We start from the raw sequence: 14,888 nt of genomic DNA on the forward strand, positions 1-14,888 counted from the left end.
TATTCTTGATGGCGATATATAATGTAAAATTTTCCCAGATAGCAAAGAGACTTCCACCTTTGCTTCTGCTGACTTTACCAGTCTCTCTGATTGCCACAGTTACAGACTCCATGTTAATATTCACACTGATAACATACATATACTGCTTTGTATTCTACTCTCTGGTATTCCGATATCCGCCGATGAAGATCATAACGGGATACGCAATTACACTTATCATCATGACTATACTGAACCTCATCCAGATGGTTGTCATCATGCAGTTTACGGACAATCCATTCACCAACACTTCAACATATATAACCGAAGCCATGGCTTTCATCATAGCTATACTTTTATACAAATTCGGACATATGGATAAGCTGTACGATGCTCTTATAGTGAAAAATCAGGTATCCAGGAATATAATACTCGCAGTATTTGCCCTCATGGTATCTATGGTTTTATACCAGCGTATATCCCCTAAGGACTTCATGAATATATTTATGACTTTCCTGTTTATAGTCATACTTATCCTCATTTTATACTCGGGAATGTACAAGAACTATATGAGCCTCAGAGAATCCCGGAAGCAACTACAGTCATATGAACAGTATCTTCCTATTATAGAGGATCTGATAGATCAGGTGCGCATGAGACAGCATGACTACAACAATGAGCTTCAGGCCATCAGCATGCTGCCGATCAGTTACACTGATTATGATTCCCTCGATGCTGCCCTTTCAAATGAGCTGGATACCTCCTGCAATGACCATGTCATCAAGAATTCGTATCTTCTGAGGATCAACATGAAACTGATCGCAGGTTTTCTGTTCAGCAAGATGAACCTTGCGCAGGAGCATAATATTAATCTGGATATAGATGTCAAAAATTCCACACTCACATCCAAGGCAGCGGAATTTGAGCTTCTGGATGTCATGAGCATTCTGGTGGACAATGCATTTGACGCAACTGAAGACGGAGGTATGATAAAAGTCATCATAGACTCTGACGGCAAGACTACCACCGTGGAAACCTTCAATGCCGGATCGCAGCTCACCGCGGAAATGCGCAAGGACTTCTTCGCAAAGGGCTACTCGACCAAGCCTCTGAAGGATGGAGCTTATTCCAGAGGTATCGGACTTTACAAGCTGAAACAGCTCACATCCAAGTACCATGGTGAAATACTGTTGGACAATCAGACGGTGGATGGACAGAACTGTATCCACTTTGTCGTCGGCATATAATAAATTTTATGATTCCAAATGCTTTTTTATAGTTTTCAGATAACTTATCCCATCGTTAAATCCAACATTTTTAGGTATTTCTGTTATCCGCGTTAAATTTTTTTGTTTTTCGACTTATTTCCTTAATTTTATTCTTTACTTATTATCTATAAATGGTATAATCAAAAGGATTATTTTTCCTAATAAACGGAACTTAATGAGAAATTTTTGACAGGAGATGTGAAAGTGAAAGATACTATCGAAATCAGATGGCACGGACGTGGTGGTCAGGGTGCCAAGACTGCTGCCCTGCTCCTCGCAGATGTGGCATTCAAAACAGGTAAATATGTTCAGGGATTCCCTGAGTATGGTCCAGAGAGAATGGGCGCACCTATCACTGCCTACAACAGGATCAGCAGTGATCCTATCAGAGTACATTCCAACATTTACGAGCCACAGTATGTGGTTGTAGTTGACGAATCTCTGATTGAACCTGTACATGTGACTGCAGGTCTCGCCGAGGATGGCGCCATCATTATAAATACACCTAAGACTCCGGACGAGGTCCGTCCACTGCTCAAGGGTTACAAGGGCAGGGTATACACACTTGATGCCAAGGAGATCTCCATGAAGACTCTCGGCAAGAATTTCCCTAACTCTCCTATGCTTGCAGCCATCGTTGCTGTCAGCGGAATCATGGAGGAGGGACCTTTCCTCGAAGATATGAGACAGTCATATCAGCACAAATTTGCCAAGAAACCAGAGGTTATCGAGGGCAACATGGAAGCATTAAAGCTCGCCTTCAGGGAGGTAATGAAATAATGAGAACAGATATAAGCAAGATACATGACAATAGCAAATGGACAGAGCTCACACCTGGAAACCACGTATACGGCGGTGGCACATCCAAGGCATTTAACACAGGTGAGTGGAGGACTTCAACACCTGTCCTAGACGAGAGCAAATGCGTACACTGTCTTCTGTGCGCACCTGTCTGTCCGGATTCATGCATTCCGGTCGTATCAGGCAAGCGTCTCGCATTTGACCTGGAGCACTGCAAGGGCTGCGGTATATGCGCATACCAGTGCAAATTCGGAGCAATCACTATGAAGGAGGGCAAATAAATGGCTATAAGAGAACGTCTTTCAGGAAATGAGGCTGTGGCACATGCTATAAAGCAGATCAATCCGGATGTTATGCCTGCATTTCCTATAACACCTTCAACTGAGATACCTCAGTTCGTTTCAACATTTATCTCCAATGGAGAGATCGATACAGAATTTATACCGGTAGAGAGTGAGCACAGTGCCATGAGTGCAGCGATCGGCGCAGAGGCTGCCGGCTGCCGTACACTCACAGCCACATCATCATGTGGTATGGCTCTCATGTGGGAGGAGCTCTACGTGGCAGCGTCCAATCGTCTTCCACTTGCCCTCGCACTTGTAAACAGAGCACTCTCCGGCCCTATCAACATCAACTGTGACCACTCAGACAGTATGGGCGCACGTGATACAGGCTGGCTTCAGATATACGCAGAGAACAACCAGGAGGCATATGACAACTTTGTTCAGGCATACAGAATATCTGAGCACAAGGATGTCAGACTTCCTATCATGATATGTCAGGATGGTTTCATCACAAGCCATGCCGTTGAAAACATCACCCTCATCGAGGATGATCTCGTAAAGAAGTTTGTAGGTGAATACACCCCTGAGCAGTATCTGTTAAATCCTGAGATGCCTATGGCTGTCGGTCCTTACGCCACATCTCCTTACTATATGGAGACTAAGATGGCTCAGAACACTGCCATGAAGAATGCAAAGCAGGTTATTCTTGACGTTGCAAAAGAATTCGAGGAGATGACAGGCCGTCACTACGGATTTTTTGAGGAGTACAGACTTGACGACGCTGACTACGCCATCGTTATGATCGGTTCTGCTGCCGGAACAACAAAGGAAGCTATAGATGAGCTGAGAAACGAAGGCAAGAAGGTCGGGCTTCTCAAGATCAGAGTGTTCAGACCATTCCCTGGCGAGGAGATTGCAAAGGCTCTCGCCCACACCAAGGCTGTGGCAATCCTTGACAGATCGGAAGGATTCAGAGCAGGCGGCGGGCCTCTCTCAGCAGAGGTCAAGGAGCACCTGTATGACATTCAGGCAACCACAAAGGCTGTCAGCTACATCTACGGTCTCGGCGGACGTGACTACACTGTGGACAGCGCCAAGGGCGTATTTGCACAGCTTGAAGACATGATAGAGAACGGTGCTGAGATTCCTCAGTATCAGTACATAGGACTTAGACAGTAGGAGGTAAGATGAAATGGCATATAATTTTAAAGAAGTAATGAACAAGCCTGAGCGTCTTGCTCCAGGTCATAGAATGTGTGCAGGCTGCGGTGGTACTATCACTGTCAGAACTGTACTCCGCGCCCTTCACGAGGGCGACAAGGCGGTCATCGGTAACGCCACAGGATGTCTTGAGGTTTCAACCTTCATGTATCCTTACACAGCATACGAGGACAGCTACATACACAATGCATTTGAGAACGCAGGCGCTACCCTCTCCGGTGTTGAGACAGCGTACAACGTTCTGAAGAAAAAAGGCAAGATAGATGACACATATAAATTCATCACATTTGGCGGTGATGGCGGAACTTATGACATCGGACTTCAGTCACTGTCAGGTGCCATGGAGCGTGGACATGACATGGTATATGTGTGCTATGACAACGGAGCATACATGAACACCGGTATCCAGCGTTCATCAGCTACTCCTATGTATGCTGACACCACAACCACACCAGTAGGCTCACAGTCAAATGGTAAGATGCAGAACAGAAAGGATCTGGCACAGGTCATGGCTGCCCACGACATCCCATATGTTGGACAGTCTACTCTTCTCGGCAACATGCGTGATCTCTATGAGAAGGCTGAGAAGGCCATATACACACCTGGCGCAGCTTTCCTCAACGTCATGTCACCATGTCCTAGAGGATGGAGATACCCTACAGAGAAGATCATGGACATCTGCAAGCTGGCAGTCGAGACATGTTACTGGCCTCTGTTCGAGGTTATCGAGGGCAAATGGATCCTCTCCTACTCTCCTAAGAAGAAGCTTCCTATCGAGGACTTCCTGAGAACGCAGGGCAGGTTCAAGCACCTGTTCAAGCCTGAGAACGAGCACCTTCTCGTTCAGTATCAGCAGGAGGTTGACCGCCGTTGGGAGGATCTGCTGTATAGATGTTCTAAGAATTAAGTTGTATGACGGACGAAAGAAAGCCCACCCGGGGTATATAATCGATCACGTTTGTCTTCCTTCGTTTCAGCTTGTTTCTATCTGCATGCGGCTACGCACGCGATAAGGGCGTTGCGCGCTTCGCCTTAGCAAGAAACGCTGAAACTCAGTCGACTGCACTACCGATCGTTATATATACCCCGGGTGGGATTTCTTTCTGTTTTTGTTTGATAATACACATCATTGAAAGCCGAAACCCAGGTTCCTTCTATCTCTTAAATGCTATAGTGACCACGAACCAACCATCTTCTATCTGTATATCTCCGGTAAATCCTGACAAATCTAATACCTTCTTTACTATGGACAGGCCAAGGCCATTTCCTGTGTGGCCGGTTCTGGCTGAATTTCCTTTCTTCATCGGCTCCCACAGCTCAGATGGATCACAGCTTATTTCTCCATCCATCCTGTTAGATATGACAAGACTGTCCGTATTTACAGCTCTCTTTACAAGGCTGCTATCCAGTGCATACTTTGCTGTATTCATTACGAGATTGTCGAGCATTATGTCCATGAGTCTGGCATCTGCATTTATCACAGCATTTCCTGAGATTTCACATTCTATATCTCTGTTCTCAAGTTCCACTCTGTATCTGTCCACAACCTGTCCAATAAGCTTGTTCAGATCTATATCCTCATTCTTGATAACAAACCGATATGACTTTCATATGTCCATTATAACAATTTACTACAAATATGTGCTATAGTGATATACATACATTACATGGAGGTAGAAAACCATTTGAATTGGACCGAAGGACTTATTAACGCAATTGATTATATTGAGACTCACCTTATTGACGGTGAAGTATTGGACCAAAATACAATAGCCAGGCAGGCTTACTCTTCTCCCGACAACTTCAGAAAAGTATTTCATCTAATCACGGGATATACTATAGGGGAATATATCAGAAACCGCCGGCTTTCCCTGGCTGGAGAAGAACTCATTTCATCCAACCGCACGGTGACTGATATTGCACTTGAATACGGATATGACACACCCGAAAGCTTCACGAAGGCTTTCACACGCTTTCATGGAAACTCTCCAACTTATGTTCGAAATAACAAGTCCGGTCTCCATAATTTCACCCGGATTGTATTAAGGGTCACAGCAGATGGGGGATCTATGCTCAACTACAGAATCGTTAAGATCAACAACATGTGTATTGCCGGTTATTCCAGGGTTTTCACAAGCCTCGATACCGCGAAAAATAATGTTCTGATTCCAAAATTTACAAGAGAATGTTGCAGTCAAAGCTGGGATAAACTAATGTAAATTAAATCCACTGATGAAAAACCAAATAACTGCTTATTCGGTTACAGATCAAATGATTTTATAAATATTGATAAGTTCAATAATGAAATTTCATGCTTTAATTACACATTTGGACGAATGATCACAAAACAAGAAATTTCCGGATTAAATATATCCGATTATTCGATAACAAGCATTCCTGACGGCGAATGGATCTGTTTTGACTGTTCAGATACTACTCCTGCCGGGCAGCAGTCACTTTGGTATAAAATTTACACAGAATTTCTACCATTTTCTCATTATAACATAGCGCCTGACATAACCTTAGAGTGTAGCAATGTATCATTAAAAAAGAAACAAAATTACCTTCTCCTGCAAATCCGCCCCGACAAGGTTTAACCATTGCTGACAGGTCATAATGCAACTCCTGTGATATTGTTTTTATAGTATTTCTCACTTATATGATAATTACTAAATACAATCAAAGGAGGCCTTTTATGAAAAAGGAATTAACAATTTTGACCACATTCAGCATAGCTATTATATTAGTTGTCACCGGGTGTCAGCACTCGTCAGCATCTAAGAATGGCTCTACTGTCACCCAATCGGTCACCAGCTATTCTTCATCCGAAGATACGTCAATCAAAGAAGCAACAACAAGTGAAACCTCAGTCAAAGAAATCACAACTGAGGAGCTTACTACAGAAGCGCCAACTCCAACAGGTTTACTTCCAGAGGAACGTGCCAGCATAACCATGGGAAAACTCTCTCCCGAGCACATGTATTATAACGAGGTGACAACTCTTGATCCCGCCTGTGCAGACTATATCAACGAATTATCCATTTATGATGCTGAGATAGATGACACTTTTGTTGTCCATATATCTCTTCCACCTGATTATAACGAAGCAAGCTCATATCCAATGGTTGTTATGACCGATGGAGTCTGGAGACTCAGTGATCACCCTGAACTCAGACCTCTTATGACATCTGGCCAGATACAGGACGTTATCCTTGTCAGCATAGGGTATCCAAACACTTACAATTATGATGTCATCAGAAAAAGAGATCTCCAGACTAACCCTGATTCATTCCTGCATTTTATTGTAGATAACCTGATTCCTTACCTGGAAGAAATATACTCTGTAAACCCTGAAAATATGACTCTCACAGGACATTCCCTGGGTGGATACTGGGCTTACTACGCTCTGTTCCATAATGACACTATAGGAAAAAATACATTTGCAAATTATTATATTGGCAGTCCTTCCATGTGGGCAAATACTGACGGCAAATTCATGTCTACGTACGAAGAAGAATATTACAACAGAACACAGACTCTAAATGCTAATGTCTATGTAACCGTAGGTGCAGATGAGGATAAAAACTTCATATCTTCTATCGAGGATTTCTACAATGATTTACAAGAGAGAAATTATTCTGGCTTAAACCTAACCTACGAAAAAATAGAAGGCTATGACCATAACACAGTCTTTAAGCCTTCTATCAAAAATACTCTTCTTATGTTCTATAAAAAAGATTCCGAATAACTATCTGTATAACCACCAGCATCCATATCTAGGCATGACTGCTCCAAGCTCGCGGAGTGTCTTGCCTGATATGAGATCGGTATATATGTCAGCCTGATCCTCAGGCATAGTCCAGATGAGCTGATCCATGTTGCTGAAGTTGAAAAATGCCCTCAGCTCATGTCCCGCATATTCCCTCACTATTCCGAGGACGCTTGCACATCCTGTCTCTATGGTGTAGACATTTGCATTACATGAAAATACATCATGCGATGCTCTTATATCCTCCATGTGGCGCAGCGCGTCAAATATCTTCATGGCTACAGGATCTTTATTTTCAACCTTGTCCCATGGGAAGTTTCCTCTGTGCAGATATCTGCTGTCCGCACATTTGTCCGGATCATTCTTATAAGTATAATCGTTTGTCTGTCCTATCTCATCACCGCTGTACAGAACCGGGATTCCGCTCTGTGCCAGCAGGTATCCATGAAGCATGAGATCACAGGCAATGGCCTGTTCGATCTTGTCTGCATTTGCCTCGTACTGGCCGGCCTCAAGGCCTGACAGGGATGCTGTTGTTCCACACAGACGGGCATCTCCGAGTCTAGGATCATCGTTATAGAGCTCACCTCTGGAATCACTGTTGTATCCCTTTCCTGTGAAATAGTCATTCAGGAACTTCTTGTGTGCCACCTCATCTATGCCGAACTGTGCCAGCCAGTCATAGTCAAGTCCCCAGCCGATATCATCGTGGCATCTGAGGTAATTCAGGAACACATAATCCTTTGGAAGTGCACACACCTGATCCATCTGGCGCTTTAAGAGTCCTACATTCTTCGTGGCTATCGTATTCCACGTGGATGCCATGGTTGTCACGTTGTAGAGCATATGGCACTCTGGCTTGTCAACTGTTCCAAAGTATGGAACTACCTTGGAAGGCTCCATAACGACCTCTCCGAGAAGAAGGACTCCCGGACATACTATCTCACTGATTATCCTCATCATACGGACAAGAGTGTGAACCTGTGGAAGGTTACGGCAGTTTGTGCCTATCTGCTTCCATATATACGGAACAGCGTCGAGTCTGATGACATCTATACCTCGGTTTGCCATATAGAGCATGTTGCCGACCATGTCGTTGAACACCATAGGATTTGCATAGTTCAGATCCCACTGGTATGGGTAAAATGTAGTCATGACCACCTGATTGCAGTCATTTATCCATGTGAAGTTACCAGGCGCCGTAGTTGGGAATACCTCAGGCACAGTCTCCTCATATATGTTAGGAACGAACCAATCATCATAGAAGAAATATCTGGATCTTGCAACAGGATCTCCATTTCTCGCTGCCCTTGCCCACTCATGATCCTCACTTGTATGGTTCATTACGAAATCCAGACAGCAGCTTATACCCTGTCTGTGACACTCTGCAGTGAGGTCCTCCAGATCCTCCATGGTTCCAAGCTCAGGCTTTACCTTTCTGAAATCCGCAACAGCATATCCGCCGTCATCTCTGCCCTTAGGGCTTTCCAGCAGCGGCATAAAATGAAGATAATTCACACCACATGACTTCACATATGGAAGCTTTTCTTTTACACCCTTCAGCGTTCCCGCGAATGCATTTGTGTACATCATCATACCTAACAGATCATTCTGCTTATACCAGTCCGGATTCTTGACACGGCTTCTGTCCAGCTTCTTGAGATCAGCATTTCTCTCCTGATAATAACCATACAGAGAATCGCACAGCCAGTCAAATGCCTCCATATTGTTGTTATAGAGCTCGCAGTAGAGCCACTTGAGCTCGTCATATCTCTCATCAAATCTCTTTGTATATTCTGCAGTCTTTTTCACTGTCTTTGAACCTGCCATTTATCTTCTCCTTTTCTGACTATAGTCAATTAACTTATCATTCTCATTTTATTTACATAATCTGTATCATTACCGTACACAACCTGTTTTAATCTGTTGCCGTATTTTTATCTATTACTGTCTCTCGGCAATGAGCTTCTCAACCTCGGATCTCTCCGGCATAACCTTGAGTGCTCCCTTGCGTGTTGTGATGATCGATGCAGCAGCATTTGCGAATACAAGCATCTCTGTAAGCTTATCAGTGTCAAGATCTTCAAGTCCATTATCAAGTACATAATTCAGCACGCATGCACAGAAAGTGTCCCCGGCGCCTGTGGTCTCTATAGTATTCTCCTGGATAAACGGCTTTGCCTCAGCGACTACATCCCCGTAGTATGCACGGCTTCCATCTCTTCCCATGGAGAGAAGTATCAAAGGTATATTGTATGTGTCCTGAAGTATCTTTATACCCTCGTCAAAATCCTCTCTTCCTGTGAACCACTGTATCTCATTATCTGATATCTTGAGCACATCACACTGTCTCATACCCCAGTCAATCTGATCATGGGCCTCGTCCAGTGTCTTCCACAGAGGCTCCCTGAGGTTCGGGTCAAATGTGACAATGCATCCAGACTCCTTTGCAGCAGCCACAGCCTTCTGTGTTGCAGCACGTGACACTTCATATGTCAGTGAGAGTGATCCGAAATGGAACAGCCTGGCATCCTTTATGATACTCTCATCCACCTCATCTGCGCTTAACATAATATCCGCTCCCGGATTCCTGTAAAATGAAAAGTCTCTGTCTCCGTCCTCGTATGTATGCACAAATGCAAGTGTTGTGTGTACATCCCTGTCAAACTTCAGATTGTCAGTGTTGATCCCGGCATCAGCCACAACACCGGCAAGCATTTTTCCAAGGAAATCATCCCCTACTTTTCCAACAAATGCAGTCTTCTTGCCAAGCTTCTGCAGCATAGCGAGAACATTACATGGTGCTCCGCCTGGATTGGCCTCCATCATCATATTGCCCTGGCCGCTGAGCCCGTTCTGTGTAAAGTCTATGAGCAGTTCTCCAAGTGCCACAACATCAAATCTCTTCATGGTACATATCCCCCTTATAATCTAAAATAAATACGTGCCTGTTTATTTAACTGTTTATCAGCAACAACAAACGCATGAAACATGTTTCACCATATATGTGTATTCTACATTTTATCATCGCCAGCCGTCAAGATGATTTTTAAATATGTGTTGTTTTTATTATAGCAGACATACAATTTTAGCATATGGCGACATCTATAATATTCTTGTATTTATGTAACACGAGGCCTTGTAGATATTCATCTCAGTTCTACGCAATAGCATGCTCCAATTCGTTGCTCATAAAAAACATCCCCTGATCATCTGTAATCATAACCCGGGGATGTTCTCCTAATTCAACATGTATTCGCTTTAAATATATGGCTGTTTTGACATATACCGCATTGTATTTACAGTTTTGTCACATTTGCCGCCTGTGGACCCTTTTCACCGTCCACAACCTCATACTCTACTGTATCTCCCTCTTCAAGAACCTTGAAGCCCTCCATATTCAGTGCTGAGAAATGTACAAATACATCTGCTCCATCCTCATCACATATAAAGCCGTAGCCTTTCTTTGCATTAAACCATTTTACTTTTCCTGTCTTCATACTGCTTCCTCCTTAAAAACTACCTGGATTCTTATGATCTGGCTGGTCGTCACCCGCCTTATGTACAAAAAAGGGGCACAGAACGATATCGTTCTGTGCCCCTTTGCACTTACACTGACATTATATGACCTGTTGTCTCATATTGCAAGTTTATTTTTTGCGTGCTTTTATATCTTTCTTGATGTCATCAGCAACAGCCACCACTGACTTTTCTATATCTGCTATATCATCCTTTACCTCTTCTGAGATCTCAGATGCCTCCTTTTTCAACTCAGCAGTCTTCTTCTCGGCTTCCTTTTTCAGCTCATCTGCCTTCTTCTCCGCCTCTTTCTTCAGCTCAGCCGCTTTCTTCTCGGCATCCTTCTTTATCTCCTCAGCCTTCTTCTGTGCCGCTGCAGCCTTTCTCTTTGCTGCGTCCACACGCTTCTTTGCAGCAGCCTTGGCCTCAGCTTCCTTCTTCTCAAGCTCAGGTGTCATATCCGTGTAATCGTACTCAAACACAACTGTTGAGAGTGGCGGAACCGTGATGTCTATACTGTAAGGAGTTCTGGCATTCTTCTTGTCCACTGCCTTGACCGGCTTGCCGTTGAGTCTGCCCTTTCCGCCAAACTGTACATCATCTGAGTTGAGTATCTCCTTGTATGTCGTGTAGCACGGAACCGGTATACTGTAATTATCTCTCTCAACCGGAGTGAAGTTACATACGAAAAGCAGCTGCTTCTTCGGAGTTGAGCCTCGTCTTACAAATGAAAGTATGCTCATGTCTGGGTGATCGCAATCTGTCCACTCAAATCCCATTGGATCTGTGTCATTCGCATACATCGCATCATTGGTATTGTAAAGCTTATTGAGCGCTTTGACATACCTCTCCATGCCCTGATTGAGCGGATTGTCTAAGACGAACCAGTCAAGGCTTCTCGCCTCACTCCACTCTCTAGGCTGTGCAAATTCCTGCCCCATAAAGAGCAGCTTCTTGCCCGGATGTCCATACATGAATCCGTACGCAGTTCTGAGATTTGCGAATTTGTCCTCCTCGCTGCCAGGCATCTTTTCTATCATTGAACGCTTGAGATGAACTACCTCGTCATGGGATATGACGAGAACATAGTTCTCAGCATACGCATACGAAAGACTGAAAGTCAGCATGTTCTGGTTGTTCTGTCTGAAATATGGATCCATCTGCATATACTCAAGGAAGTCATTCATCCATCCCATATTCCACTTGAACAGGAAACCAAGTCCGTCCATGGATGCCGGAGCAGTTACACCTGCCCACGCTGTTGACTCCTCTGCTATTAGATATGCCCCCGGATTTCTCTCCTCCATGATGCTGTTTATATTCTGCATAAGTGCTATTGCCTCAAGGTTCTCGTTTCCACCATGTTCATTTGGCAGCCACTGTCCATCCTGCTTGCCATAGTCGAGATACAACATGGATGCCACAGCATCCACGCGGAGTCCGTCTATATGGAACTTCTCGACCCAGAACAGAGCATTTGCCGTGAGGAAGTTTGCCACCTCATTGCGGCCATAGTCAAATATATATGTGCCCCAGTCAGGATGCTCTCCTCTTCTTGGATCCGGATGCTCATAGAGAGGCATCCCATCAAAACGTCCAAGTCCGTGCGCATCCCTAGGAAAGTGTGCTGGCACCCAGTCTAGGATAACACTGATTCCCTTGCTGTGCATGTAATCAACAAAATACATAAAATCTACGGCATCGCCATATCTGCTGGTCGGTGCGTAGTAATTTGTAACCTGGTAGCCCCATGAGCCGTCAAATGGATACTCTGATATACCCATGAGCTCTACGTGCGTATATCCCATCTCATTGAGATAGTCTGCCACCATAGGAGCGAGCTCCCTGTATGTGTAGAAGCCTGCATCATCATCCTCAACCTTCTTGTGCCATGAGCCGAGATGCATCTCGTATATGGACATAGGCATGCGCATTCTGTCAGTACGGCTGATCTTGCTTCTATCCTTCATCCATGATGTATCCTTCCACTTATAGCTGCTTATGTCTGCAACCACTGAGGCATTTTCCGGTCTCATCTGACACTGGTTGCCATATGGATCAGCTTTGTACAGTATCTCACCATATCTGGTCATGATCTGATACTTGTACACAGCGCCCGGCTCCACGCCCGGCAGGAACAGTTCGTATATTCCCTCATTTGCCGTGATCTGCATAGGATTTACATTACCATCCCAGAGATTGAAATCACCGACTACACTGACACGTCTTGCATGAGGAGCCCACACTGCAAAGTAGGTTCCACGTACACCGTCTATAGTCATAGGGTGTGCGCCAAGCTTCTCATATATATTGTAATGTCTACCCTCCGCAAAAAGGTATGTGTCAAAATTCGTGATAAGCGATTCAAATGAATATGGATCTGCACTGTTTATAATGGTGCCATCCTCATATGTGGTGACAACATTGTACTTGTTGCCATCGTACTCCTTCTTATCAAAATAAATGGCGAACAGTCCTTCATTTGTCATCTGTTCCATGGTGTGTATCTTCTTGCCTGTGCGCGATGTAACCTCTACCCTGATCGCCCCCGGCTTGTACACAACGATTATCTGACCTTCACCATAATCATGGATTCCCAGCAAATGCTTTGGCGCATTGATCTTGCTGGCAATGAGCTCATCATAGAGCACCCAGTTTATCCACTCCTCGATTCTTTTTCTCATAACTACCTCCCATTATGTAACCTTCTATCTGAATTTGTGTGGACGTGATTTCTTATAGCTTATAACCCTGACTATGATAGTAACCACAAGTCCAACAAATATCGTTCCAACATACACCCAAAGAACCTTCGTTCCCGTACCGGCAGGTATTATATCCGGCAGGACATCGTGTCCCGGAAAAAGCTCCGCATAGCTTTCTCCAAACACCATTCTTCTTATTCCATACATGATTCCGCTGCCGGATACCGCCATGGCTATGAAGCTGATTATTCCTATTATAACGCCTGCAGCGCCGCCCCATACAACACACTCATACAGTCTCCTTCTCCTTATGACTACAAAGCATGCCACCAGAAGCACAATGGATATGAACACACCATTGCTTGCCTTGGATTTGATGTCTGCAAGCTGTTCAAGCCTCATCACATTCTCAGTGGACAGATATACGTTGCCAAGCCTGTACTCCTGCTCGCTGTCCCCATCCAGAGCATCCAGCACGATACTGTATTCCACCCACGCATCAAATTCTGATAATTCCTCAGTCTGTCCGTTATTCATGACTGAACTTATCGTGCCGCTATTACTCGGCTTGTAGCTCTTCTCCGCAACCCTGCAAACGCTGAACGAACACATTATCGCCGTGGAGATGATCAGCAAGACCAGCGAAAGTGCCATTATCACCTGAAAAAATCTATATTTAAACATCTGTATATTTCTCTGCTTTTCCTGTATTATAATATGTATGGATCATTAAGACCCACTGCATATATGATACCATTTACCCCTTTTTATGTAAAGGAAAGTAACATGTTGTTTTACTTCATTTTTCTTAGGAAACAACATGAAAATAATCTACGAAAATGCGCATTTTTTTGTTTTTTAGTCTTGACAACGAATTGCGTTTCATCTATTATATGTGAGTATGTTTACATTGAATTGTCCGTGTCCGGTTTTAATGTAAAACCTTATTATATTTAATTAGATTTTATGGAGGTAAGAATTTTGGCTAATATCAAATCTGCAAAGAAGAGAATCAATGTTATCGAGAAGAAGACACTTAGAAACAAGATGATCAGGTCTAAGGTTAAGACAGTTATCAAGAAGGTTGAGGCTGCTATCGCTGCTGGTGATAAGGCTGCTGCTCAGCAGGCACTTGTTGTTGCTACATCAGAGATCAACAAGGCTGCTTCAAAGGGCATCTACCACAAGAACAACGCTGCTCGTAAGGTATCACGTCTTGCAGTTGCAGTTAACAAGATGGCTTAAGCATCTGGCTGATAACTACATAACTTTGACACAAGGATTTGGATATATTAAACGGCTGCATATATTTGAACCAATCATAGTTATATAAAAAATAACC

The 14,888-nt window shown here is 44.0% G+C and carries 14 protein-coding genes; 8 read left to right on the forward strand and 6 right to left on the reverse strand.

The features are described 5' to 3' along the window. The 5 genes from CCU_RS00660 to CCU_RS00680 form a co-directional block, all read left to right on the forward strand. Positions 1 to 1,226, forward strand: a 1,226-nt coding sequence (locus CCU_RS00660; protein ID WP_208895870.1) for a sensor histidine kinase, incomplete at its 5' end; no start/stop codon positions are given. Between the two features lie 225 nt (positions 1,227 to 1,451). Then, positions 1,452 to 2,027 (forward strand): 2-oxoacid:acceptor oxidoreductase family protein, encoded by a 576-nt coding sequence (locus CCU_RS00665; RefSeq protein WP_208895871.1) that lies wholly within the window; start codon positions 1,452 to 1,454, stop codon positions 2,025 to 2,027. After that, the gene (locus tag CCU_RS00670; protein ID WP_004848700.1) at positions 2,027 to 2,329 is read left to right on the forward strand and encodes a 4Fe-4S binding protein; all 303 of its coding nucleotides are present in this window, start codon (positions 2,027 to 2,029) and stop codon (positions 2,327 to 2,329) included. Before CCU_RS00665 ends, CCU_RS00670 begins: the two co-directional genes overlap by 1 nt. Then, the gene (gene porA, locus CCU_RS00675) at positions 2,330 to 3,511 is read left to right on the forward strand and encodes a pyruvate ferredoxin oxidoreductase, alpha subunit (protein ID WP_015533185.1); all 1,182 of its coding nucleotides are present in this window, start codon (positions 2,330 to 2,332) and stop codon (positions 3,509 to 3,511) included. A gap of 13 nt (positions 3,512 to 3,524) precedes the next feature. Further along, on the forward strand, positions 3,525 to 4,460 hold the full coding sequence (locus CCU_RS00680) for a thiamine pyrophosphate-dependent enzyme (RefSeq protein WP_004848697.1): 936 nt from the start codon (positions 3,525 to 3,527) through the stop codon (positions 4,458 to 4,460). A gap of 247 nt (positions 4,461 to 4,707) precedes the next feature. Here CCU_RS00680 and CCU_RS00685 read toward each other — a convergent pair whose 3' ends face one another. Beyond that, entirely contained in the window at positions 4,708 to 5,097 is a 390-nt protein-coding gene (locus CCU_RS00685) for an ATP-binding protein (protein WP_208895872.1), read from the reverse strand. A 141-nt stretch (positions 5,098 to 5,238) separates the two neighbouring features. On the opposite strand from CCU_RS00685, the gene CCU_RS00690 reads away from it, so the two are divergent. Then, positions 5,239 to 5,772 carry a helix-turn-helix domain-containing protein gene (locus tag CCU_RS00690; protein ID WP_208895873.1) on the forward strand — a complete coding sequence of 178 codons (534 nt, stop codon included), beginning with the start codon at positions 5,239 to 5,241 and terminating at the stop codon, positions 5,770 to 5,772. Positions 5,773 to 6,248: 476 nt separating this feature from the next. Further along, positions 6,249 to 7,301, forward strand: coding sequence for an alpha/beta hydrolase (locus CCU_RS00695; RefSeq protein ID WP_015533186.1), 1,053 nt, complete (start codon positions 6,249 to 6,251; stop codon positions 7,299 to 7,301). Here CCU_RS00695 and CCU_RS00700 read toward each other — a convergent pair whose 3' ends face one another. From CCU_RS00700 to CCU_RS00720, 5 genes are all read right to left on the reverse strand, one after another. Continuing rightward, positions 7,302 to 9,152 (reverse strand): alpha-amylase family protein, encoded by a 1,851-nt coding sequence (locus CCU_RS00700; protein WP_015533187.1) that lies wholly within the window; start codon positions 9,150 to 9,152, stop codon positions 7,302 to 7,304. Positions 9,153 to 9,266: 114 nt separating this feature from the next. Next, positions 9,267 to 10,232, reverse strand: coding sequence for a PfkB family carbohydrate kinase (locus CCU_RS00705; RefSeq protein ID WP_015533188.1), 966 nt, complete (start codon positions 10,230 to 10,232; stop codon positions 9,267 to 9,269). Between the two features lie 389 nt (positions 10,233 to 10,621). Beyond that, complete coding sequence (locus tag CCU_RS00710; protein WP_015533189.1) at positions 10,622 to 10,822, reverse strand: cold-shock protein; 201 nt, start codon at positions 10,820 to 10,822, stop codon at positions 10,622 to 10,624. A 150-nt stretch (positions 10,823 to 10,972) separates the two neighbouring features. Next, positions 10,973 to 13,525, reverse strand: coding sequence for a 1,4-alpha-glucan branching protein GlgB (gene glgB, locus CCU_RS00715; protein WP_015533190.1), 2,553 nt, complete (start codon positions 13,523 to 13,525; stop codon positions 10,973 to 10,975). 24 nt (positions 13,526 to 13,549) lie between these two features. Continuing rightward, positions 13,550 to 14,230, reverse strand: coding sequence for a hypothetical protein (locus tag CCU_RS00720; protein ID WP_015533191.1), 681 nt, complete (start codon positions 14,228 to 14,230; stop codon positions 13,550 to 13,552). Positions 14,231 to 14,527: 297 nt separating this feature from the next. Between CCU_RS00720 and rpsT the strand changes: the two genes are divergently transcribed. Then, positions 14,528 to 14,791, forward strand: coding sequence for a 30S ribosomal protein S20 (gene rpsT / locus CCU_RS00725; protein WP_055143958.1), 264 nt, complete (start codon positions 14,528 to 14,530; stop codon positions 14,789 to 14,791). The last annotated feature ends 97 nt before the right edge of the window (positions 14,792 to 14,888 follow it).

The organism is Coprococcus sp. ART55/1 (genome assembly GCF_000210595.1).
Taxonomy (GTDB): Bacteria; Bacillota; Clostridia; order Lachnospirales; family Lachnospiraceae; genus Coprococcus; species Coprococcus aceti.

Excerpts from the sequence above, each read along its gene's own strand:
- CCU_RS00710 (WP_015533189.1), bottom strand. The coding sequence starts at position 10,822 with ATGAAGACAGGAAAAGTAAAATGGTTTAATGCAAAGAAAGGCTACGGC.
- CCU_RS00695 (WP_015533186.1), top strand. The coding sequence starts at position 6,249 with ATGAAAAAGGAATTAACAATTTTGACCACATTCAGCATAGCTATTATA.
- glgB (WP_015533190.1), bottom strand. The coding sequence starts at position 13,525 with ATGAGAAAAAGAATCGAGGAGTGGATAAACTGGGTGCTCTATGATGAG.
- CCU_RS00700 (WP_015533187.1), bottom strand. The coding sequence starts at position 9,152 with ATGGCAGGTTCAAAGACAGTGAAAAAGACTGCAGAATATACAAAGAGA.
- CCU_RS00705 (WP_015533188.1), bottom strand. The coding sequence starts at position 10,232 with ATGAAGAGATTTGATGTTGTGGCACTTGGAGAACTGCTCATAGACTTT.
- CCU_RS00680 (WP_004848697.1), top strand. The coding sequence starts at position 3,525 with ATGGCATATAATTTTAAAGAAGTAATGAACAAGCCTGAGCGTCTTGCT.
- CCU_RS00670 (WP_004848700.1), top strand. The coding sequence starts at position 2,027 with ATGAGAACAGATATAAGCAAGATACATGACAATAGCAAATGGACAGAG.
- porA (WP_015533185.1), top strand. The coding sequence starts at position 2,330 with ATGGCTATAAGAGAACGTCTTTCAGGAAATGAGGCTGTGGCACATGCT.
- CCU_RS00720 (WP_015533191.1), bottom strand. The coding sequence starts at position 14,230 with ATGTTTAAATATAGATTTTTTCAGGTGATAATGGCACTTTCGCTGGTC.